General features: G+C 68.6%; 21 protein-coding genes and 1 pseudogene. All 22 read left to right on the top strand.

What is annotated here, in order from left to right:
• Positions 1-103 precede the first annotated feature (103 nt).
• The 22 genes and pseudogenes from ACZ68L_RS35870 (at position 104) to ACZ68L_RS35765 (ending at position 22,075) form a co-directional block, all read left to right on the top strand.
• Complete coding sequence (locus ACZ68L_RS35870; RefSeq protein ID WP_469585873.1) at positions 104-559, top strand: hypothetical protein; 456 nt, start codon at positions 104-106, stop codon at positions 557-559.
• A gap of 331 nt (positions 560-890) precedes the next feature.
• Positions 891-1,142, top strand: a complete 252-nt coding sequence (locus tag ACZ68L_RS35865; protein ID WP_469585870.1) for a hypothetical protein — start codon at positions 891-893, stop codon at positions 1,140-1,142.
• Entirely contained in the window at positions 1,139-2,482 is a 1,344-nt protein-coding gene (locus ACZ68L_RS35860) for an ATP-binding protein (RefSeq protein WP_469585867.1), read from the top strand. The genes ACZ68L_RS35865 and ACZ68L_RS35860 overlap by 4 nt, the downstream gene beginning before the upstream one ends.
• Complete coding sequence (locus tag ACZ68L_RS35855) at positions 2,479-2,907, top strand: roadblock/LC7 domain-containing protein (protein ID WP_469585864.1); 429 nt, start codon at positions 2,479-2,481, stop codon at positions 2,905-2,907. The genes ACZ68L_RS35860 and ACZ68L_RS35855 overlap by 4 nt, the downstream gene beginning before the upstream one ends.
• A 23-nt stretch (positions 2,908-2,930) precedes the next feature.
• A complete protein-coding gene (locus tag ACZ68L_RS35850; protein ID WP_469585861.1) occupies positions 2,931-3,260 on the top strand; it encodes a DUF742 domain-containing protein in 330 nt (109 codons plus the stop codon).
• Positions 3,229-3,840, top strand: a complete 612-nt coding sequence (locus tag ACZ68L_RS35845; protein WP_469585858.1) for a GTP-binding protein — start codon at positions 3,229-3,231, stop codon at positions 3,838-3,840. Before ACZ68L_RS35850 ends, ACZ68L_RS35845 begins: the two co-directional genes overlap by 32 nt.
• Positions 3,837-5,033 carry a cytochrome P450 gene (locus ACZ68L_RS35840; protein ID WP_469585853.1) on the top strand — a complete coding sequence of 399 codons (1,197 nt, stop codon included), beginning with the start codon at positions 3,837-3,839 and terminating at the stop codon, positions 5,031-5,033. Before ACZ68L_RS35845 ends, ACZ68L_RS35840 begins: the two co-directional genes overlap by 4 nt.
• Positions 5,034-5,054: 21 nt before the next feature.
• Positions 5,055-6,275, top strand: coding sequence for a cytochrome P450 family protein (locus ACZ68L_RS35835; protein ID WP_469585850.1), 1,221 nt, complete (start codon positions 5,055-5,057; stop codon positions 6,273-6,275).
• Complete coding sequence (locus tag ACZ68L_RS35830; protein WP_469585847.1) at positions 6,272-7,120, top strand: SAM-dependent methyltransferase; 849 nt, start codon at positions 6,272-6,274, stop codon at positions 7,118-7,120. Before ACZ68L_RS35835 ends, ACZ68L_RS35830 begins: the two co-directional genes overlap by 4 nt.
• A gap of 432 nt (positions 7,121-7,552) precedes the next feature.
• Positions 7,553-7,816 carry a DUF5999 family protein gene (locus tag ACZ68L_RS35825; protein WP_469585903.1) on the top strand — a complete coding sequence of 88 codons (264 nt, stop codon included), beginning with the start codon at positions 7,553-7,555 and terminating at the stop codon, positions 7,814-7,816.
• Positions 7,813-8,022, top strand: a pseudogene (locus ACZ68L_RS35820) (helix-turn-helix domain-containing protein); the annotation flags it as partial. The gene ACZ68L_RS35825 and the pseudogene ACZ68L_RS35820, both read left to right, overlap by 4 nt.
• Before the next feature lie 248 nt (positions 8,023-8,270).
• Complete coding sequence (locus ACZ68L_RS35815) at positions 8,271-8,633, top strand: Scr1 family TA system antitoxin-like transcriptional regulator (RefSeq protein ID WP_469585844.1); 363 nt, start codon at positions 8,271-8,273, stop codon at positions 8,631-8,633.
• Between the two features lie 65 nt (positions 8,634-8,698).
• A complete protein-coding gene (locus tag ACZ68L_RS35810) occupies positions 8,699-9,079 on the top strand; it encodes a hypothetical protein (protein ID WP_469585842.1) in 381 nt (126 codons plus the stop codon).
• A complete protein-coding gene (locus ACZ68L_RS35805; protein WP_469585840.1) occupies positions 9,079-10,998 on the top strand; it encodes a helix-turn-helix domain-containing protein in 1,920 nt (639 codons plus the stop codon). The genes ACZ68L_RS35810 and ACZ68L_RS35805 overlap by 1 nt, the downstream gene beginning before the upstream one ends.
• A 62-nt stretch (positions 10,999-11,060) precedes the next feature.
• Positions 11,061-11,819: a helix-turn-helix domain-containing protein gene (locus ACZ68L_RS35800; RefSeq protein ID WP_469585837.1), complete on the top strand. Its 759-nt coding sequence runs from the start codon at positions 11,061-11,063 to the stop codon at positions 11,817-11,819.
• A 156-nt stretch (positions 11,820-11,975) separates the two neighbouring features.
• Complete coding sequence (locus tag ACZ68L_RS35795; protein WP_469585835.1) at positions 11,976-13,250, top strand: hypothetical protein; 1,275 nt, start codon at positions 11,976-11,978, stop codon at positions 13,248-13,250.
• A gap of 42 nt (positions 13,251-13,292) precedes the next feature.
• Entirely contained in the window at positions 13,293-13,970 is a 678-nt protein-coding gene (locus ACZ68L_RS35790) for a hypothetical protein (RefSeq protein ID WP_469585833.1), read from the top strand.
• Between the two features lie 215 nt (positions 13,971-14,185).
• On the top strand, positions 14,186-14,653 hold the full coding sequence (locus ACZ68L_RS35785) for a hypothetical protein (RefSeq protein ID WP_469585830.1): 468 nt from the start codon (positions 14,186-14,188) through the stop codon (positions 14,651-14,653).
• Positions 14,654-14,798: 145 nt separating this feature from the next.
• The gene (locus tag ACZ68L_RS35780; protein ID WP_469585827.1) at positions 14,799-16,709 is read left to right on the top strand and encodes a glycoside hydrolase family 15 protein; all 1,911 of its coding nucleotides are present in this window, start codon (positions 14,799-14,801) and stop codon (positions 16,707-16,709) included.
• A gap of 76 nt (positions 16,710-16,785) precedes the next feature.
• On the top strand, positions 16,786-19,581 hold the full coding sequence (locus tag ACZ68L_RS35775; RefSeq protein WP_469585824.1) for a tetratricopeptide repeat protein: 2,796 nt from the start codon (positions 16,786-16,788) through the stop codon (positions 19,579-19,581).
• 455 nt (positions 19,582-20,036) lie between these two features.
• Complete coding sequence (locus ACZ68L_RS35770) at positions 20,037-20,585, top strand: hypothetical protein (RefSeq protein ID WP_469585822.1); 549 nt, start codon at positions 20,037-20,039, stop codon at positions 20,583-20,585.
• A 425-nt stretch (positions 20,586-21,010) separates the two neighbouring features.
• A complete protein-coding gene (locus ACZ68L_RS35765) occupies positions 21,011-22,075 on the top strand; it encodes a hypothetical protein (RefSeq protein WP_469585819.1) in 1,065 nt (354 codons plus the stop codon).
• Positions 22,076-22,235: the final 160 nt, after the last annotated feature.

The raw sequence follows: 22,235 nt of genomic DNA, 5'->3' as shown, positions 1-22,235 counted from the left end.
GGGCAGACGTCCTGCTCAGAACGGCGGCCGCTCGGCGACCACCGTGATCGAAAACCCGCGACGGGCCCGTCCCGTCAAAACCGGAGAGCTGATGATTCCCCTGATGAGCACTCGCCCTCATCACCCCGTGATGGTGCATTTCGGCGAGGCTCCCGAACTTCCGGAGCGTTTCGACCTGGTCCACCTCGGTCTGGGCTTGGGCCTGTACGCGGTCGCCCACCTCGTTGAGACCGGGGAGGCGGTCGGTCCGTACATGGTCTGCCGCCGGCACGCCAGACTCCTGATTCCAGTCCCTTCCGGAACCGCTGACACGTTGTGGGATTCCACGCGCGACGAGTACAGCCCTCACACCACAGTCATGACGATCAAGTGCGGGCAGAGCTACAGCAAGCACTGCGCATCGTCGTTTATCTGGGTGGAACAGCTCGGCCCTGGTCCTCGCGCAGGGACCACCAACTCGGGCTCTTTGCACTCGGCGATCAATACGCAGCGCTCCCGACTGGCCCGCGGTGTGGGGAAACTGTCCGACCCGTCCGTGCGGGAGGTATGTCATGCCTGAACAGTCATACGCGCCCGGGCAACGGGGAGTCCGGCGCGCAAGCCGTCGCAAGGCCTGCGTCGCTGTCTTCGCCCTTCGCCCTCGCGATGCTCGCCTTGATCACCGCCGGATCCGTTCTGCGGCACCGATGCCCCGCACCGGCGAGATCCTCACGAGCCTGGTCGTGGCCGCCATAGGAGCAGTCGTACTCCTCGGCACACGGCCACACGCCGGTTCCCGCTCCGCACCAGGGCCTTCCTCTACGCCGGCCGCGACGGACCTTCCCGGCCGGCGATCCACTCCGTCCGCTACCGCACGCCGCCCCCAGGGCCCCCGCTACAGATCGGACACCATGAACAGCCGCCCTGCGCGTGTCGAGTACTTCAGCTCGGCCGCCGTCGTTGCCGGCCTGTCCGGCACCGAGGACCACGGATTCTGGCGCAGTGCTCCCGCCACTCCCCCGGGCGTCCCGGCCCCCTACACGGACCAGCGCCGCTTTTTCGATGATTCCCTCATCCTCGAAACATTTTCCCTGCTCGGCCTGGTCGAGTGCGCCGTCCCTGTGGGCGAGCTGACGCATGCGGCGCCGGTGATGGTCGCATGAGCACTCTGATACAGCACGCCATCACAGTGGTGCCGTCGGCGCTGGCCCTGGCAGGCGGCGGCACGGCGTGGCACTACCGGGAAAAGGCGAGAGCAGAGCGGCGGCGGGCAGACCGGCTGCGTCGACACGCTGATACGACCAAGCAGCAGATGCGGGCGGTCGAGAGGGTGCTCGCCGAGCTGGCCTCCGACGTGATTCCCGCGCTGCAGGCGGCATCCGCGCGGACCGGGCAAGGTCACGGCGCCGACTTGTCCATGCCCAAGGGGATCACCGGGTCGGTGGTGGCGAACCGGCTGCGGCAGGTGGCCGAGGCCCTGGCCCGTGCTGTCCGGCAGGTGCAGCACGACGAGCAGCTGGCCGCGAGCACGCGGATCACCGAGGTCCGGGAAGAGGCCCGCGCCGATGCGGCCGAAGCCCGCAGGGCATCGCAGGAGGCGACCCGGGCAGCGGTGCGCAGCGTCGCGTCCTCCCTGGTGGCGACAGCCTCCAAGGTCAGCCAGCAGATCAGCGACGGGATCCGGCAGCCCGCTGGACACGACGACTACGCGGCGTGGGTGGGCATCGATCAGCTCGGCCACCAGCTGCTGCTCGCAGGCCAGAGTTATGTGGTGCTCAGCGGCGGGAAGCTGACGCGGCGTTGGCCGGCCACGTCGCTGACGGACGTGCTGCGCGCAGCCATGGGGTATGTGGAGGGGTACGAGCGGATCCGGCACGAGGAGTCCGATATCTCGCTGACCAGCCGCCAAGTCGGCCCGCTCGTACACACACTCGCGGTCCTGCTCGACAACGCGCTGCGGTACTCACCGACGACGGTGGACGTCATGCTGCGGGATGGCCACCACGGTGTCACCGTAATAGTCGACGACTCAGGACTCCAGATGAGCCCCGAACAGCTCGTCGAAGCACGGCAGATCCTGGCCGGCGAACGGCCGGGCGACGTCACCCGCCTCGGTGCGCACCCGCGGACCGGGTTCCCAGTGGCCGCGATCCTGTCCCGCGAATACGGGTTCCGGGTCGAAGTAGAGGCGCCGAACGCCCGCATGGGCACCAGAGCAACGGTCTTCATCCCCAAGGACCTGCTCACCAAACTGCCGCCTCATACGCCCGTCCCGGAGGCCCCGGCCCTGCTGCGGGCGGTGCCCGAGCCACCTGCGGCCACCACCGCGAGCGGACTGTCCGTACGGCGCACCGCACCAGCACGCTCCGCGCAGGCAGCGCAACAGCCCGCCCGTGACGGACAGCCGGCGCGGCCCGGCCGCCCCAGCGTGGCCGCCGCCTGGGCCGCAGGCACCCGGCGCGCCCGTCAGACCCCCACAACGAACGGTATGGATCCCGCATGACCGGTTACGCAGACACGCACTCCAACCCACTCGGCTGGCTGCTCGACGGACAGCTCGCGGGCGTCGCCGGCATCCGGGGTGCGCTCCTGATCTCCAGCGATGGCCTTTTGTCGTCCCGGACATCCACTCTGGGTCAGGAAGGGGCCGAGAAGCTCGCCGCGTTCACCGCGGCCCTCCGCGCGGCCGCGCTGTCATACGCCGAGCTGTCCGGCGGAGGCGGCCTCCGCCAAGTGGTGATCGAAACCGACGGGCACCTGTACCTGGTCACGCGGGCCGGGCACAACATGCTGCTCGGGGTGGAGACCACCGCCCTGGATGTTGATGTCGCCGCGATCACCGAGGAGATGCTCCGGCTCGCCGACCGCGTCCAGCACGAGATGGCGGTCGCTGACAGGCAAACGGTCGCGGAAGCGCCAGAGAGGTGACGGGCCCGCGGCGCGATCCGGACATGGTCAGGCCCTACGTCCGCACCAACGGGCGGGTCCGTCCGACGCGGCCCGACGTCCGCCTGGAATCCCTGGTGCGGGCTGCGGCCGCCCCGGACGCGGCCCTGCCTGCGGACTCCCGCCGGGTGATGGCCCTGGTCGGCAGAGCACGGGGCGCTCTCGGGGTGGTCGAGATCGCGGCTGGCCTGGACCTGCCGCCGTCCACGGTCCGCATCATCGTGTCCGATCTGCTCGACAGCGGCCACCTGGCCACCCCGATCAACTCCCGTCCCGACCAGCCCCACACCCGCACTCTGGAGGATGTGCTCCGTGGACTTCGCGCCAAGGTCTGAACCCGTCCACACGACCGCCATCCGGTCTTTGAAGATCGCGATCGCAGGCGGGCTCGGGGTCGGTAAGACGACCTTTGTCAGCGCCGTCTCCGAGGTGCGGCCACTGCGCATGGAGGAGACGATCACCCAGGCCAGTGCCGGGGTGGACGACCTGGGCAAGACCCCTGGCAAGACCCAAACCACCGTCGGGATCGACTTCGGGCGCCTCCACATCAGCGACGACCTCGTCGTCTATGTATTCGGCACGCCCGGGCAGATCAGGTTCCGTGAGATGTGGGAGGACCTGATCGAGGGGGCGCTGGTCGTCCTGGTTCTGGTCGACACCCGGGACCTGAACGCCTCCCACGACGCGCTCAGTCTGCTGGACGAACTGGGGGTCCCGTACGCGGTGGCGATCAACTGCTTCGACGGCGCGCCCACATTCCCGGACGCCGAGATCCGTCAGGCACTCGCGCTGGAGGACGACGTCCTGCTCATCGAGTGCGACGCCCGTGACCGCCGTTCCAGCATGGAAGCCCTGATCAGGGTCTTCGAGCACCTGATCTCTGCCGACGCCTCCCATTGGAGCCTCACCCCATGACCCCGCCCTCCTCCGAGGCATCCTCGGCCCGTGTCGCGATGTACGAACCCGGGTTCGCCGCCACGCCGCACGCCGCCTATGACAGCATGCGCCAGACCCATGGTCCCCTCGCCCCGGTCGCTCTCGCCCCTGGTGTGCCGGCGACGCTCGTCATCGGCTACGGCCAGGCCCGGCGCATCCTGCACGACGAGGCGCGGTTCCCGGCCGACCCCCGCACCTGGCAGCAGACGATCCCGGACACGTGCCCGGTCAGGCCGATGATGGAATGGCGGCCCAACGCCCTGCGCTCTGCCGGGCCCGAACGCGCCCGCTACCGGGACGCCAACGTTTCCGCGCTCGGAGCGGTCGATCAGCACGCACTGCTCGCCCTCGTCGAGAAGACCGCCGACGACCTGATCGAAGGGTTCCGTAAGGCCGGCCGCGCCGATCTGCTCGCCGAGTTCGCCTGGCCCCTCACCTTCCGTGTCCTGAGCGACCTGCTGGGCTGTCCCGACGCGATCGGGCGCCGTATCGCGGACGGCATGGCGAAGGTCTTCGACGGCGTGAACGCCGTTCGCGGCAACGAGATTCTCGCCCAAGCGGTCGCCGACCAGGTCGCGTTCCGGCGCGCCCAGCCCGGCGACGACATCACCTCCCGTCTCATCGCGCACGCAGCCCGGCTCGACGACACGGAAATGGCCCACCAGCTCGTCACTCTCTACGGCGCCGGCATCGAGCCCCTGGTCGACCTGATCAACAACACCATCCTCAAGGTGCTGACCGACGAGCAGTTCTGCGGAGACGTACACGCCGGGGGCGCCACCGTCCGCCAGGCACTGGACACTGTCCTGTACTGGGACCCGCCGCTGGCCAACTACTGCATCAGCTACCCGCCCTACCCCGTCGAACTCGACGGCTACCTGCTGCCCGCGCACGAACCGGTCGTCATCTCCATGGCCGGCTGCAACAACGACCCCGCCCTCGGCAACACGGCCGGTGACCGGGCACACCTGGCCTGGAGCGCCGGACCGCACGCCTGCCCGGCACGCTCCCACGCCTACCTCATCGCCGAGACCGCCATCACCTACGTGCTGGACGCACTGCCCGAGATGGACCTCGCCTGCCCGGCCCAGGAACTGACCTGGCGGCCGGGCCCCTTCCACCGGGCCCTGGCCGCACTGCCCGTGACCTTCGCAACCCCCCTGCCCGACTGAGCACACACGGAGGAGAACCTTATGGACAGCAGCGTTTTCGCACTGAACCCGCAGGCGCCCGACCGTACTGGCGAGGACCGCACGCTCAGGGACCGCGGCCCCCTCACCCGCGTCGACGCCCTCGGCGTCGAGGCCTGGGCCGTCACCGACCCGGAGCTGCTGCGACAGTTGCTCACCGACCCGCGAGTCTCGAAGGACGCGGAGGCCCACTGGCCCGACTTCGAGCGCGTGAAGGGCACATGGCCCCTGGCGCTGTGGGTCAGCGTCAAGAACATGTTCACCGCGTTCGGGCAGGACCACCGCCGGCTTCGCAAGCTCGCCCAGTCGGCGTTCACCGCCCGGCGCACGCGCGACATGATCCCCGTCATCGAGTCGATAGCCGATCAACTCCTCGACGACATCGACGCCACTCACAGCCCCGGTGAACCGGTGGACCTGGTCGCCGCCTTCGCCCGCCGCCTGCCGATCCTCTTCATCTGCCGGCTCATGGGGCTGCCCGAGCAGGAACACGACCGGGTCCGGCGCCTCGCCGATGTGATCTTCTCGACGTCGTACACCTGGAACGAACAGCAAGCCAGCCAGACGGAGCTCTACGCGCTGCTGCATGACCTCGTGGCGCTCAAACGCGAGGCGCCGGGAGACGATCTGACCAGTGCTCTGGTTGCCGCACGCGACGACAAGGACACGGCACTGACCGAGAAGGAGCTCGTCGACACCCTGCTGCTGGTGATCACCGCGGGCTTCGAGACCACGGTCGGACTCATCACCAACGCGATCCGCAACCTCCTCACCAACTCCGACGAGCACAGCCTCGTCCGCGCGAATCGCGCTGCCTGGAGTGACGTCGTGGAGGAGACGCTCCGCCGCGACGCACCCATCGCGAACCTGCCGATGCGGTACCCGGTCGAAGACATCGCGCTCCCCGACGGCACCGTCATCCCCGCCGGTGAACCGATCCTCGCGTGCTACAGCGCAGCCGGCCGTCACCAGGGCGAGTACGGGCCGGACGCCGACCAGTTCCTCCTGCTGCGTGTGAATAAGGAGCACCTCGCCTTCGGACACGGCGCCCACCTATGCCTCGGGGCGCCCCTGGCGCGTGCCGAAGGCGAGATCGCCCTCGCGCGGCTCTTCGACCGCTACCCGGACGTCCGTCTGGCCGACGGCGACGACCCCGCCCCGGTACCCAGCTTCATCTCCAACACGACCACCCGCCTCGACGTCGTCCTGGGGGCCGCACGATGAGAACACTCACCCCCGCGGCCACGACGGGCGCTCCGGCTCCCGGCACAACCCCGTCGGCCGCCAGGATCACGGACTGGCTGCTCGGCGGAAAACACCACCACCCCGCAGACCGCCGCCTGGGCATGCGCCTGCTCCGCGCAGCGCCCTGGTTCGAGGAAGCCGTGCAGATCAACCGCACGTACGCGCACCGGACGGTAACGATGCTCGCCCGTGAGTTCGGAATCAGGCAGTTCATCGACCTGGGCAGCGGACTACCGACACCCAACCCGCGCCTCCCTCACACAGCCGTCTCCGCCGGACCGGACGCCACGGTCTTCCACGTCGATTCCGACCCGTACGTCACCCAGCACGGCCCCTCGCTCCTGGACAACCCGCCAACGCGGCACCGCTTCCTACACGCGGACCTGCGAAACGTACTCCGCCTCGTGCACGACCTGCCCCTGCACGACCTGGACCAGCAACAGCCCACGGGACTGCTCCTCCACAACACCCTGTCCTCGATCACGGACGAGGCGGACGCCCACTACGTGGTGGGAACGATCCTCGACTCGATGCCGCCCGGCAGCGTCCTCTCGCTCACTCATCCCACGGCCGACCTGTCCCCCGACGGATCAGCCAAGGCCGCGGCAAAGTGCTTCATCGAGGCCGGACTCCCCATCCGACTGCGGACCGCTGAACAGATCCGCGATCTCATGGAAGCGCAAGAACGGCCCTGGCGGCTTCGCGCCCCGGGCATCGTGCCGGTGAGCCACTACCACCCCACACAGCGCCGTGTACCGGTCCCGGACCACTGCAGCGGCGCCTATGCGGCCATCGCGCTCCACCCGGAACCCGCAACACACTGACCATCCCAGCCAGCCGTGTCCGCAACGCAAAGGTGCTGTCCTTGCGGACACGGCCTCCCGAGGCCTCTCCGACCGGCGCGGCCACCACAACGGCCGCAGGCGAAACCGGCACCGGAGAAGGTGGCGCAACATCTGCCGGCGGTCCCGGCCCCCGCGATACCGCCCGCAGCCCTGCGCCCCGGCTGTCTCCCGCCCCTCCCCTTCCGGGAGACAGCCGGCCCGGCCACTGCACAGAGAGAAGCACCATGCCCGCCAATCAGACCGCTGGCACCGGACAGGGGTCTGTCGATCACTCATGCCACCGGTGGCCGCAACCTGGTGGTGCCCAAGCTCACGCCGTGCGAAGAAGCAGGCACTACCAGGCAGCACGTCTCGGACTGGTCCGGGGCCTACGCCGCCATCGCCATCAGCGACCTGACAACGACGACAGGAATGTCTCCCTTGACTACCGCAACCCCGAACACAACTCCTCCCAAGAACGGCTGTTCCCACACTCCTCCCTGCCCCGATGCGGCGGCTCCCGACTGCGACGCCGCACGGCTGAAGCGCTACGTTCCAGAACAGGGCTATAGCCTGCTGTGCAACGGCGTCCTCCTCTTCGACGACACCGGTGAACTGCTCCCGGACGGAGGAGTGGTGGGGCCGCGCCGCCCGTTTCCCAGGAGCCACGCGATCAGTTCGGCGGCTGCGGCATGAGCACTCGTCGCAGTTTGGGCATGGCCGACCCGCCGACCGGGCGGGTTGTCGCGGGCACCTACATGCGCTGCCTTCGCGACGCCACCGGGCTGTCCGTAGCCGGGGTCCACGGCCGGGCGGGCATGTCGCACTCGGACCTGAGCCGTGTCGAGTCGGGAGGCCGGGCCCTTTCCCCCTCCGAGGCCACCTTGTTGCTGGCCGGCCAGTACAAGGTCTCCGAGGCCGGCATCGAGGGGTTTATCCGGTTCATCTCGGAGACTGAGTGGTACGTGGAGGGGCGCTTCCCTTCGCCATGTCCGTATGCGGCAGTCGATGGGCGCCAGGGGTGGGAGGACCGCCTCGCGGCTGTCGAGCGGCGGGCCGCTGTCGGCGAGTTCTTCAGCATGTGGCTCCTTCCCACGTTCCTGCGGATCCCCGGGTATCCGACTGGATCGGTGCCACCGGCACAATGGTTGTGCTGGAGGAGTCCGTCCTCGCCCGCGGATCGAGGGAACCGGTCTTCGCCAACCAGATCCAGCACCTCATCACGGCTGTCGACCAGGGCCGTATCCGACTGCGGATTCTGCCGCTGGACGCCCAGCTCCTCCTGCCCACCACACTCACCGAGTACGTACTGCCGGACGGCGTGGCTCTCTACGCCATTGAGGAGGCAGACGGCACGACGTATCACAGCGGGCTGGAGGCGGAGTCCCGATTCGGCGGCCTCCTTGAGCGGGCTGTCCGCGCGTCCGTGACAGAGGCCGAATCGCGCGAACGGCTGGTCCACGCCCGAAATGCGGCACTCGACGGGACGCCGCGCTCACGCTTCCTTTCCTGACCCGACAGACGCGCCGGATCCGGCGCGACCTTTCCTGAAGACCTTGCATCTGAATGTGGAATGAAATGCGCAGATCGCTGCTGACAGGGCCCGCTACGACCCAGCTCCTGGAGTCAGGACAGCCCACCGCCGTCACCGGCCCGACCGACATGCCGCGCTCGTGCGCCCGGTGCGCTCTGCACAGATGCCCCGTCCTGGGCACGCGCGGACGGCAGCTGCTGTGGGTCGCCGATGTCGAGGTGTACGGGGTGTACGCCGACCTGTACCCGCCGCCCAGCGGCACCGTGGTGCCGGAGCAGCTCGTGCCCCTGGAGGACCAGATGACCCTGTCGACCGCGGTGGCGTCCCGGCTCGTACGCATGGTGTGCCGTGCCGCTCCCGCGGACCGAGGCATTGTCAACGGACTTGCCGCCCAGCAGCGCCCCGAGTGTTCGGGGAGGACGTGATGCCGCCACAGAACGCGCATCTGACACCTCGTGAGCGGGGCGTCATCGAGCTGTTCGCCGACGGAGTGGCGCCGGGTGCGGCCGCCGAGGCGCTGGGCATCGGCATCACCTCGGTAGACGGCCACGCCGACAACGTGCAGGGCACTCTGCGGGTGAAGACGCGGCGGGCGATGCTGTACGTGTGCCACGCGCTTCGCTTGGTGGAGCGTCCCGACCTGGTCGAGGTGCTCGACCTGGATCCGGTGACGGAGCTGGTGTGGGCGGGGTTGCGCCTGGACGTGCCGGACGGGCAGTTGATTCCCGTTCTCGCTGCCATGGCCCGGGTGGAGCTGGCCGAGGTCCGTAGCGTGCTTGATGGACTGACGAAGAAGTACCGGACTTCCTGGCTCGGGCTGGTCCGACTTGGCTTTGCTCACGGGGTCCTGTCCGGGAAGGAAGGAACGGATCCCGGCAGCGCCGTCGATATGAGGGCCGCTCCAGAGGAGAGCTGCCCGTGGAATCTTTCGTGGAAACGGCGCCGCGTACTGAAGCTGCGCGCCTTTGGCCTGAGCATCGACGAGTGCGCGCAGGCAACCGGAACCAGTAGGAGCACGGCCTATGCGCATTTGCGCGCGTGCGGCCATGTCGCCGGCGTCGAAGCCCATCGTGCCCTCGTGCATGAGGCTCTGCGCGCAGAAGTACTGGAGCAGCCTGAGCGTGCGAAGGTCCTGGACCTGTCCGAGACGCTGGCCGCCGTGTGGCGAGGGCTGGTCCTGGATGTGCCGGATCACGGTCTGCCCAGCGCGATCAGCAGACAGTCCGGGCTGGCGGTGAGTGAGGTCGCCCGCCAGCTCGCACGGCTGCGGGACATGGGGATGAACGACTGCCGCCTGGTCCTCGCGGGCTGGGAGAACGGCGTGCTGGACGAGCAGACCACGGTGCTGGCCCCGCCAGACCCCCTGCCGGTCGTGCCCCGCGGCAAGCCCCGGCCTCACGAAGGCTCCGACCCGATGACGCTCTTCGGCCGTGAGCGCTACCTACTGGCCCTGATGGCCGTGGAGGGGCTGACGGTCGAACAGGCCGGGACGATCATGAATATCGCCACCGACACCGCACGTGAGTATCTGCGCGGCTGCCTGCTGGCGGCGAAGGTCGGCTCGGTCCTGGCTCTGACGCACAAGGCCTGTATGAAGCGTCTGCTGCCCTCACCACCGCCCGGCAAGTGGGAAGTGGCGGACGATGTCCGTACCGTATGGCGGGCGCTGGTCCTGGACACCCCCGCGGACCGCCTGGTCCGCGACATTGCGGCGGTGACCGGTCTGCCCCAGCGCCGCGTGGAGGAATGCCTCGGCGAGCTGCGGGCCCACGGTCTGACGGACTGCCGGCTCGTGGTCGAGGGCTGGGCGCGCCACGTCCTTGATGCTCAGGCCAGGGTGACGCCGCCGCGTCTGGAGACCCGTCTCGCTGTTCCGCTCCCCCGTCCTGCCGCCCGCCCCGTCCGGGACCCGGACGACCCTCTGGGGATCGTCCCCGCGGGCCACCGATGGGGCCCCGGCTCCGAACCCGTCGCCGCCTGCTCCGGTCTGGAAAGCACGCAGGTGGCCGGTGCGGGCTACGACTTCGTCCGGATCACTCCCGAGGCATGCCATGCCCTGCTGGAACGGACCGAGGTGACCCGGTGGGGTCCGGTCCTGGGGCTGCCCGCCGCTCGCACAGCCGTGCTGGTCACCGAAGCGGGTGCAGGCGGGCCGTATCGGCGCGGAGCCGTGGGCCGGCTGTGGGCACGCGGCGGTGTGGTGCGCCTGCCCGAGCCCGGCCGTCGCACGACAGCCGACGGTGCCTACTGGGCAGTGCCCGCACACCTGCCCTTGTGGGAGCACGAGCTGATCGCGTCGGTCCTCGGCCACCGACCACTTCAGCCTGCCGGAGGCGCTCGGTGAGCCGGATCCGAACCCCCTACACAACAGGCCCGGGCCCCAGCTCCGGCAGGGACGACATTTCCATGACTGCCGTACGTGCTGCGGGTGGCTACCTGCGCGACGCTCGTGAGCGCCGCTACGTCCAGCCCGAGCAGGCCGCCGCCCTTCTGGCCGTGTCCGAGGAGACTCTGCTGGCGATGGAGGCGGGCCACGCCCGCATCACGTCCGAGAGCATCTCCCGCCTGTGTCACCTCTACCGCTGTCCCGAGGACGCGCAGGCACTGCGCGCCCTGGCCCACGAGGACGCGGCGGGCGCGACGAGGGACAACGCAGACGGGCATCACCGGCGCCTGGCCGGATGCGCCCGGCAGGCGCGAAGGGTGCGGTGGCTCTCCACCGCGGTGATTCCGCCGCCGCTGCAGACCGCCGCGTACGCCCGCGCGGTCGGATGCCCCTCGGTCGCACTTCCCGGCGTCCCGCTGCCCTCACCGCACACGCTCTACATCCTGGACGAGCGCATCCTCCACGCTCACCACATCGCCCCCACGGTAATGGCGCCACAGCTGCAGTGCCTCCTCGACCTGCCCGACGGTGCGGTGCGTGTCGTTCCCGGCCGGATCGCCACGCCGCAAGGCCATCTGGTCGAGCTGAGCATGCCGGCCGGCCCGGTTTTCGCCCGGCCGGAGCACGACGGTGTCCTCTACCTGCCGACGGACAGCCGCCTGTCCACTCTCATGTCCGATACGTGGGACCTCATCACGCCGCCGGCCTCACGCGAACTACTCGTGCACGCGGCGCAGGAACAACTCAGCCGCGCCTACGTCCACACCGGAGTCACCTGATGCCCCGAACCGTTTTGATCGCACTGCGGCTCACCGTCCTGATCGCAGCGCCGCTGTCCGTAATTCTCGCCGCGTCGCTGCACCGCTGAACCGCTGGTCCCCGGCCCTGCCCGGGCCCAGGATTCCCTGCCCATACCCGCCCTGCACAGGAGCACCGTGTCCCACCCGTCGCTCGACGCCGCATACGCGTCCCTCCCGTCCCAGGCCGCAACCGCCTACCAGCGCCTCGCACTCCTGCCCGTGAAGGACGTGGACGCCGCGCTCGCCGCTGCCGTATGCGACGGCACCCACGCCGACGTCATGGACCTGTTGACCGCTCTGGCGGACGCCCAGCTCCTGACACGCGCCGACGAACAGCCCGGACGTGGAGCGGTGTTCGTGTTCGACGATGAGGGCCTTGTCCATGCCCGGGCCCAGGCCGCCGCGCACCGGGAGAGCAAGCCGGAAGTTCTGCGCCTGGCCCTGGAATGGCTGATCGCCACCGCCTCCGCAGCCGAGCAGCTCATCACGCCCAGCCACGCCGAGTTCCGCCGGACCTACACGGCCGCCTGGCAGCCCGTACCGCTCTCCTTCGAGTCGGAATTTGAGGCACTGGCCTGGCTGGAGAGCCAGATCCCCAATCTGATGACCGCGGTCCGGGCTGCGGCCCGGGCAGACCTGCACGCTTGTGTCTGGCAGTTGGTTCACGCGATGTGGCCCGCCTGGCGACACTACCGCCGCTATCCGTGGTGGATCGAAGCCCACGAGATGGCGGTGAGATCGGCACAGCAATGTGGAGAACACGCGGCGGAGCGGGTGCTGCTGCACACTCTCGGCCTCGGATACGGCAACACGGGCCAGCACAAGCGGGCTCTGCAGGTATTCCGGGACGTGGAATCGATGGCCGAGAAGGCCGGCGACACACAGATGACAGCCCAGTCACAACATGAGCAAGGCGTGCAGTACCGAGAGCTCGGGCGGTATCCCCAAGCTCGCCGGCGCCTGATCTCCGCGCGCCGGATGCGCGTCACTGCCGAAGATTTGCGCGGTGTGGGGCTGACGGACACCGAACTCGGCCGGCTCGATCTGGCATGCAACGACCCTGCCTCCGCAGCCTCCCGGCTCGCGAAGGCACACCAGGCACTCACTGAGGCCGGCGACCCGTACGACGTCGCCCGCGCGAAAGCGTGGTGGTCGCGGGCTGCGGCCCAGTGCGGGGACTACAGCGAATCCCTGCTCCTCGGCAAGAGCGCCCACCAGCAGTTCGTGGCCTGCCGCGCGTACATGTGGGCGGCCCGGACCGTTGAGTTTCTCGGCCGCAACGCCGAGGAGGCCGGGCTGCTCCAGGAAGCAGCCGACTGGTTCGGCCAGGCTCGGGCCGCGTATGAGTCGCTGTGCAGCGACTGCGACGCACTGCGGCTCCGGGACCGACTCACAAGCATCAGCGGCTGACCATTACTCACTACCTCAGGAAGGGACCGGGATTTCATCACCATGGATGAGTCCATAGCACGAGCCATCAGCCAGGAGACCGGAGAACAACCCCCATTTTCCGACGAGCTGCTGCAATCAGTCACATACCTGCACATCCTCTACGCCCGAACTCTCGAAGACCTGTCTCTCTGCACGAATCTTGAAATTGTTCAGATCGTCGGCTGCGAAAATATCGACCTCAGCAGCTTCGGCGACCTGAAAGAGCTCTCTTCCCTCGTCGTAGAATTCAGCAGCCTCAAGGACGTGACCGGGATAGCAGACCTCCCCTCTCTCAGCAGGTTCACCGCACCGATGAACTGCATCGAGGACCTGACTCCCATTCTTGACTGTTCACGGCTACGGCGTCTGGACATCAGAGGGAATCCGCTCTCCGAAGACTCGTACCGCACGCTCGTGCCGAAACTACGGCTGGAAAACGGGATCAAGATATCCACGTCGGACGAGGAACACTGGCGAATGTGCATCGAATTGCGGCGCCGCGGTCTTCCGTACGCCGCCTACAAGGCACATGACGGAACCCGGATCTGCCGCCCGGGCCTGCAGCTCACCGATCTCCCGGACAAAAGCCATCCGATCGTGTCACTCGACGAAATGACAGCGCTGCTCGCGGGAGATCCTGACGATGTATCGAGACTCTTTGACTGTAAGGAACGGATGCCGACCACCTTCGGCCCTTGACGGTCCGCCGGCACCTCCTGCCTGCCCGCCGTCGCTCTATCGGCGTCCGCAGGAACCGGCGCCAGGCGATGGCCTGCAGTCTGACGCGGTCGCGGCACAGCGGCACCCCGCCGCCAGCTGGTCGGCCGAACCCGCGGCCACACCGCCCGAAACCCAGTGACTGCAGCTCAGCACGGTCCTGCCCACCCCTCGAAGTTCACTCCGGAGGTCTCCGCATGGTTCTCAGCCACACGAATCTTGTCATCGTCCCGTTGACCAAAAGCGAGAAGCGGGCCCTTGAGCAGTTGTCCCTCGGGCGTGACATCACGACAGGCGCCGCCGAACTCGGCATCACAAAAGGCACGTTCAACGTGCACTTGACGAGAGCGGGCCAAAAGCTTCAGGTCATGGGGGCAGCAGTACGCGTGCAGATGGCCTACGTGATGAAACAGCTCGCCCTGCCGGAACCAGCCGCACCGCACGTCGAATTCAGCGAGGCGGACCGCCGCCTGTGGCTGGCGCTCGCACTCCACTCCACCCCAGCTCTCGTCGGCGCCGCAGCGGGAATGGCGCCACGCGATGTCACCTCGGCAAGTCGGGACTTGATGGACAAGGCGGGGGCGAACAGTCCGGCGCACCTGGTCCGCCTCGGCCACGTCTTCCGTGTGGTCACTACCGGTGCGATCCCCCCGGCGTACCCGTAGACCTGCACGCGCGCGGCCGAGCTGGAAACCCGAAGGGCATATATCCGACGCGGGCCGCCGCATGCGCGAAGCCCTCATTCGTACATCACCCCCATCGGTCCTGACCTTCCACGGCCAGGACCCACGATTCAGAGACGGACTATCAATGGCCGGGCGTATAGAGGATTACGCACTTATCGGAGACATGCAGACCGCCGCCCTGGTCTGCCGGGACGGCACAGTCGACTGGCTGTGCCTTCCCCGCTTCGATTCGCATGCCGTTTTTGCGGGACTTCTGGGTACTGAGGAGCACGGCTTCTGGCGCCTGGGACCAGCGCGGGAGGAGGGGGCCGAGCCGCCCTCCGCCGACCGCCGTCGCTACCGCGGGGATTCCCTGATCCTGGAATCGGAATGGGACACCCCGCGTGGAACGGTCCGAGTGACCGATTTCATGCCGCCGCGTGACAGTGCCCCGCAGGTGATCCGGATCGTGGAGGGAATCAGTGGCCGGGTGCCGATGCGCTCCGAGCTGCGCATGCGGTTCAGCTACGGGCGGGTCACGCCGTGGGTGCACAAGGTCGACGGCCGTACGGTCGCCGTCGCCGGCCCGGACTCCGTCTGGCTGGACACCCCCGCCGACACCTTCGGTGAGAACCTGACGACGTACTCCGATTTCACGGTCGCGCCGGGTGACCGGATCGCGTTCACGATCAGCTGGCAGCCCTCGCACCACGAGCCGCCGGGCCTGCCGGACCCGGAGGGTTCGCTGGACGCGACCGCGGACTTCTGGCGTGAATGGGTCGAACAGTGCACCTACCACGGGCCCTACCGCGAGGCCGTGGTCCGCTCCCTGATCACCCTCAAGGCCCTGACGTACGCGCCGACCGGCGGCATCGTCGCCGCGCCGACCACGTCGCTGCCCGAGGACATCGGCGGCTCCCGGAACTGGGACTACCGCTACACCTGGCTGCGCGACGCCGCACTGAGCATTGCCGCACTGCTGCGCACCGGATTCCGGGAGGAAGCCCGCAGCTGGATCGTCTGGCTCGTACGGACGGTGGCTGGCGATCTGGAGAACCTGCAGATCATGTACGGCATCGCGGGCGAGCGCGAGCTGGGCGAGGCCGAGCTGGACTGGCTGCCCGGCTACGAGAACTCCAGCCCGGTCCGGGTCGGCAACGGCGCCGCGGGCCAGCTCCAGCTGGACGTCTACGGCGAGGTCACCGATCTGCTCTGGCTCGCCCACGAGCACGGCGTCTGGGACGGGTCGAACACGCCGGTGGCGGATCTTGTGGCCGGGATCGTGGGCCAGGTCGAGCTGAGGTGGAAGCAGCCGGACGAGGGCATCTGGGAGGTACGCGGCCCGCGCCGCCACTTCGTCCACTCCAAGGTGATGGCCTGGGTCGCCGTCGACCGCACCATCAAGCTGATCGAGTCCGGTGACGCGGAGGGGCCGCTGGAGCGGCTGCGCGCACTGCGTGACGAAATCCACCGCGACGTCTGCGACCGGGGCTACGACAAGGAACGCAACACCTTCACGCAGTCCTACGGATCGCAGGAGCTGGACGCCTCCCTCCTGCTGATCCCCCAGATGGGATTCCTGCCGCCCGACGACAAGCGCGTGATCGGCACGATCGAGGCGATCCAGCGCGAGCTGTCCACCGAGGACGGCTTCGTGCTGCGCTACCCCACCAAGGGCGAGCACGCCGGCGTCGACGGTCTGGAGGGCGACGAGGGCGCGTTCCTGGCCTGCTCGTTCTGGCTGGCCGACGACCTGGCGGTGATCGGCCGGGTCGACGAGGCACGCCAGCTCTTCGAACGGCTGCTGTCCCTGCGCAACGATCTCGGCCTGCTCGCGGAGGAGTGGAATCCCCGGCTCAAACGTCAAGTCGGAAATTTCCCGCAAGGATTCAGCCACTGGCCCTTGTGCGACACCGCGAATGCACTGAAGGAAATCCTGAGTGCCGGTGAACACCGGAGCATCCCGCAGCAGACCTCCACGCGGCACGGGACCGCCAGCGCCCTGTCACTGCCCCTTCCATCTCCGCTCGCCACCCGAGCCTGTCTCTCGCACTGACCGGTCGCACGAGCAGCCACCGAAACACACCGCTTCACCCCATCCCGCCCACTCACTTGCCGAGGAAGCGATCGCCATGACCCACAAGGCCTCCTACAACGCCCTCTCCCCGCGAGGCCAGAAAGCCAGTCGCCCACTCGCACAGGCGGCACGGGCGGCCGGCTGGACGGTCGCGGATGGTGTGGCCAGTGGCCCGCACGGCGCCGAAGCACGGCTCGACGTGGGCGGCGGCGGCCTTCCGGACCACGAGCACCTGTGCTTGACCGGAGAGTCGGGCGGCCACCAGTTCGCGTTCGCCGTCGTGCTCACCGAGCGGCACCTCGACGATCTGATCAAGCAGGCCCTGCACGGGCCGGATGCGGTGGCCGCCGGCGCGGTCGTCCCGTGGCTGGACCGGATACGCCACAAGGCTGGCGTGTGGGGGCGCTCGGGTACGGGGCTGTGGTGGCCGCTCGGCGGAGGAACCGGCCGTCTCAAGGCCGTCCGGCCGTCCGGCCAGGACGAGGCACGCGTGACCGCCTGGCTGAACGCACTCACACGGAACCCGTCCGCCGAGGCCGTGGCCCGGGCCGAGCACACCCTCTCGGTCCTGCGCGGCGCAGGCTGGCGACCACCGGCCTCCCGCACCGGCAAAGGGAAGCCAGGGTTTCGCAGCCTGGCCGCGGCGACGATGAACGGCCCGGGCGGCAAGCATCGCATCGAGTACGCGCTCATGGGCCACGCCGGACTCCCCGAGGGCCTGGTGTGGCACTACGAGTTACCGGCCACTGTGGGCGCGCCAGCCAGGAGGTCGACGCTGCTGATCGATGTCACCGGCGCTATGGACCCCGACGTCCCGCTTCCGGCCGCCCCGGACCGGCTCGCCACCGCGCTCGCGGTGCTCACCCGCGAGGCACCGGCCATGACGGCGGACGAGTGGCGGCGGGCGGTCATGGCACTGCTGACCGTCGCCTCCGCGCACCAGGTGGACCGGGGGCTGACCAGCTTCCGCGCCGGCTTCCAGGAGGGCGGGCCCGAAGCACCGGCGCTGAACGAGGCGGCCGCGGCGGTCCGGGCCGAACCCGTCGACGGTGCACGGTGGCGTGCGCTCGGCTTCGCGGCGGTGCGGAAGGACTTGCGCCATCTCGCTGTCAGAGCGTTCGCGAGAGCCGCTGAGCTGCACGCTGAAGACGACCGGGCGCTGCTGTGGCACGGCTGGCTCCTGCGCGCCCTCGACCGCGACCTGGCGCTGGCCCAGCTCGACCGCGCCGCCGCAGCCGGTGAGTCGGCCGGTCCCGCCCGCAAACTCCGAGGGAATGTCCTGCGCTTCCACCACGACCTCGACGGCGCCCTGGCGGCCTACGCCCGCGCCACCGAGGAGGACCCCGGGTACGTCGCTGGATGGCTGTGCCGGGGTCTTTACCTCGCCAAATGGGGCAGGGCCGAGGAAGCCGTGCGGGTCCTCACCGAGGCGGCGGCGATGCACCCCGACGGCCGACTCGCGTACTACCTCGGCTACGCACGGATGCTCGCGGGCGACCGGGATGGTGCGCTCGATTCGCTGGAGGAGGCGGTGCGGCGGGATTCGCGGCTCACCACCGAGATTGTCGAGGACACGGACCTGGAGCCGCTTCGCCGGCAGGCTCGGTTCGACGCACTTCCTGCGTTCGCGGCAGAGCTGGCGGCGGCGCTGCACCGGCGCACCCGCGACGCGGTGCAGCCCACCGAGCCCGTCCCGGCGCCGGGACGCCACCGGACAAACGATCTCAAAACCGTCATGGAGGTGTGCGGCATCTTCCGCAGGCAGGTCGGCATATCCAACACTCACGCCGAGGGCATCACCCACAAAGCCACGCGTCGGTTCCTGGAGCAGGTCGGCCTGCCGCGCAAGGCCAGCGAGTTCCGACTCCACGGGTACATCGACGACGGCAGCCGCGGGGAAGCTCTGCGCGAATACAACACCGAGGACTGGGACGGCGGCCGCCTGTATGGTGCCGACCGCGTACCCGACGGTCTCGCGGGACTGTTCAAACTCGGCAAGCTCCACAACGGAGCCGAGGCAGCGCTGGACGGGCAGACCGGCGAGCTGTACTGCGTGGCGGAGGACTTCTCACTGAGCTGGCTCGCCACCGGCCTGGAGGCATTCTTCCTGCCACGGTGTCTGCCCGACAACGCGTGGATCTGGCACCTGACCCCGGACACCATTTCCCTTCTCGACGGCCCGGACGTCGCCCGCATCGGCGCGGGGAAGCTCGCTCTCGTGGCGGAGCGCCTGGACGACGACGGCCACGAACGGCTCCGCACGTTCCTGCGCGAGCACGGCGACCTACTCAACCACCTGCGCCTGACCGCGAGCCTTCTCTCCCACCTCGACCTCGCCCACGTCGACCTCGCAGCCTGCTGCCCCAACCTCACCGAGCTGCGCCTGTGTCGCGCCGCTGTGAACGAGTCCGTGTTCCAGCACCCGGCGCTGGCAACGCTCGTGCTCACGGAGTCGGAGTACAAGGGCAGCACCCGCCACCTCGACCTCGACGCCGCGTCGCGGCTGACCACGGTGTCGCTGCAGGACTGCCTCGTGCACGCCGACACCCTTCGTGTCGGCCCCAGTTCGCCACTACGCCGTTTCCACGCCTCGATCGACGAGGACTTCGGTTCCGTCTTCCCGGACCAGCTGACGTTCGACAACTGCCCCGACCTGTTCACCATCGACCTCAACCTCGATGCGGGAACGTGGACGCTGGTCCTGCGCGGCAGTCTGCCCCGACTGAGCGAGCTCTGGCAGGACGCCCGCCCGTACGGCAGGTTCACAACCGTGATCGATGCCACGCCCGCTGACAAGGAGACATACCAGTCCCTGATCAGACAAGGCGCACGGTACGCCCGGTGCGGCTGAACCGACCACCGGTCACGCGATACAGAACCCCGACCTGATGACCTGCCCGAAGCCCCCGGCCGTCGCCCCCGCTACTCCTTCCTTCGCTCAGAGGACCCCTGCGATTTCCCCACCCTTGCCTCCCGACGGCCCCACCGCCCCCGCGCCCAGGTCCGTCGGCTGCCCTCGCCCTCTGCCTGCGGACCCGACGATGGCCGCGGAGATCCAGGTCCGGATCAGCGCCGGGTTCGGGGTCTCGAAAAGGCTCCGGACAGCGATCCGTGCGCCCTCCTCAGGCACCCGCCCGCGCCCCTGACCGCTTCCGACGTGATGAACGGGACCGCCCCGGCCGGATAGCGGCTTAGCCGCGGATTTTCATGCCGCCCGTCGGTTCATTCCTTTACCAAGAAGTGCAGCACCAGGAGCAACGCACCATGAAACTCGGCGCTTCGACATCCGACAGTGAAAGATCTCCTGTGTACGCCATACGTCCGGCCGAGTTCGCCGACCTGCCCGCCATACAACACCTGCGGGCCGCAAGGGCCCGATGGGCAACCCGGAAGGGTATCGGCGCCACCCAGTACCGGCAGCTGACACAGGCAGAGAAGAAGACAGCCCGTCCGCTGGTCGTCACCTGGGACGGCGAGGTCATCGCCACCACCACCCTGGTCGATCAGCCGCCGTATGCGGGCTGGACCCGACGCGAGTCAGCGCAGCGGACGATCGGCCTGGTCCGTGTGATCACGACGCCGTCGCCGGAGCACTGCCTCAGCTGGCTCCTCACCTCCTGGGCCGTCGACCACGCGGCCCGCTCAAAGCACGAGTGGGTCCGCGTCTGTGTGCCGGCCGCGCGGCTGGCCGACCGCTGGTGCACGGACCTCGGCTGGGAGTACGCCCGAATCCGTCATGAGCAGGACAGAACACTGCACCTGTTGCAGCGTCCGGCCGAACGGATGTCCGGATCAGGTCTTGCCGCGCTCGTCGAAGACCACGTGCCCATGCCGCGAGAGGACTCCCTGCGTTGAACACCACGCCCGCACAGCGTCCTTCCAGCCGTGCTGCCAATTCCCAGCCTGCGCAGCCATGCCCACCAGTCAGAAATGGGCAAGCACCCCGCAGCGCTGAATGGGCAGTCCTCTACCTCTCAGGTCGCTACTCGCTGGAGCACCTGGCCGAGCTCTACCAGGTTCCCGATACCTCGGTGCGCAGGGACCTGCGCACCGCGGGAGTGAACGTGCGGGTCTCTGCGAAGCCCGCACCGGCTGCACCTGCAGTCACGAGGTCACTCCTGCGTGAAATCGGTGTTTCTGCTCCCCGTGCGCGCTGGCTGATAGAACACGGCCGGACGGCAGCACGCGGAGTTCCTACTGGCGAGACCGTCCCAGTCGACGGCTCCGCGCTGGTCGTTGCAGGTGAAGCCGACCGGCTGGTCGAGCTGTACGAGGGCGGCATGACCGTCGCAGAGGCCGGCCACGAATGCGGCATCTCACCCTGGACAGCACAGAAGCGGCTCATCACTGCGGGCGTCACCGTGCGCACGGGCGGGAATCGCCCCAAGCCGGTGGATGTACCGAGGCTGGTCGAGCTGTACGAGGGCGGCATGACCATCGCAGAGGCCGGCCACGAATGCGGCATCTCACCCTGGACAGCACAGAACCGGCTCAGTGCCGCGGGCGTCACCGTGCGCCCGCGCGGGAATCGCCCCAAGCCGGTGGATGTACCGAGGCTGGTCGAGCTGTACGAGGGCGGCATGACTCTCGCAGAGGCCGGCCACGAGTGCGGCATCTCACGCTGGACAGCACAGAAGCGGCTCATCGCTGCGCCCTTGGGACTCATCCCACCCGCGAGGCCGCTGCCGCCCGCGGTTGCAGCGGTGCTTTACCGGAAGGGTTACGCAAAGAGGGAGATCGCCCGACTTACTGGCCAGTCGGACCGTCTTGTTTGCCACGTTGTCGCAGAAGAGAGGGGGAAGGAACTCGCCAGACTGGAAATACTGGGTGTCGATATAGAGAAGATGAACGCTATCTATCGAATCGTGGCATCAGTTTCCGTTACAGCCAAGGTGCTGCACCTGAGCAGAAATAATGTCCTTGCGGGGCTTCGAGCGGCTGGCGCCGAGATTCTCGACGCACCGGATCCAGAGGCCGCCCCTGTATCTCTCCCAGAGCCGACGTGGTGGCAGCAGCGGGATCAGGAAATCCTCGCACGCGTTGCTCAGCACCAGAGCAGTGCCACGATCGCATCCGCCCTACATGTACCGATCGCGGCAGTTACCCGCGTCATACGCGTTTACAGCCACAGAGATCGCACGACGGCAGAAATCCTCAACCGTCATGAATACGGCGAGGCTGAGGGCGTCATCGCGGTCCGGATGGGGCTGCGACTCGACCGGGTCAATGAAGTTCTCGCCAAGTACTCCCGTCGCCCCGCGTCGCACACCACGGCCTCGACACACCAGAGGAGACCGTGGCCGGCCGAGCGGGTGCCCGGTCCAGGTCTTGCCGCACTTACCTAGGACCGTGTGCCCGTGCCGCACAGCCTCACAACTGTCGTGTCGTGAACAGCCCCGATCCAGCCGGTTGGTCACGACACGTCCGCTTCGGCAACGGCCATGCACATCGACTGGGGCCCGGTCTACGGTTTCCGGTTCCCCGAACCGGAACCCGACCGTGTGA

It is taken from the genome of Streptomyces sp. NPDC104309 (genome assembly GCF_055584025.1).
This window is presented reverse-complemented; position numbering and strand designations above follow the sequence as displayed.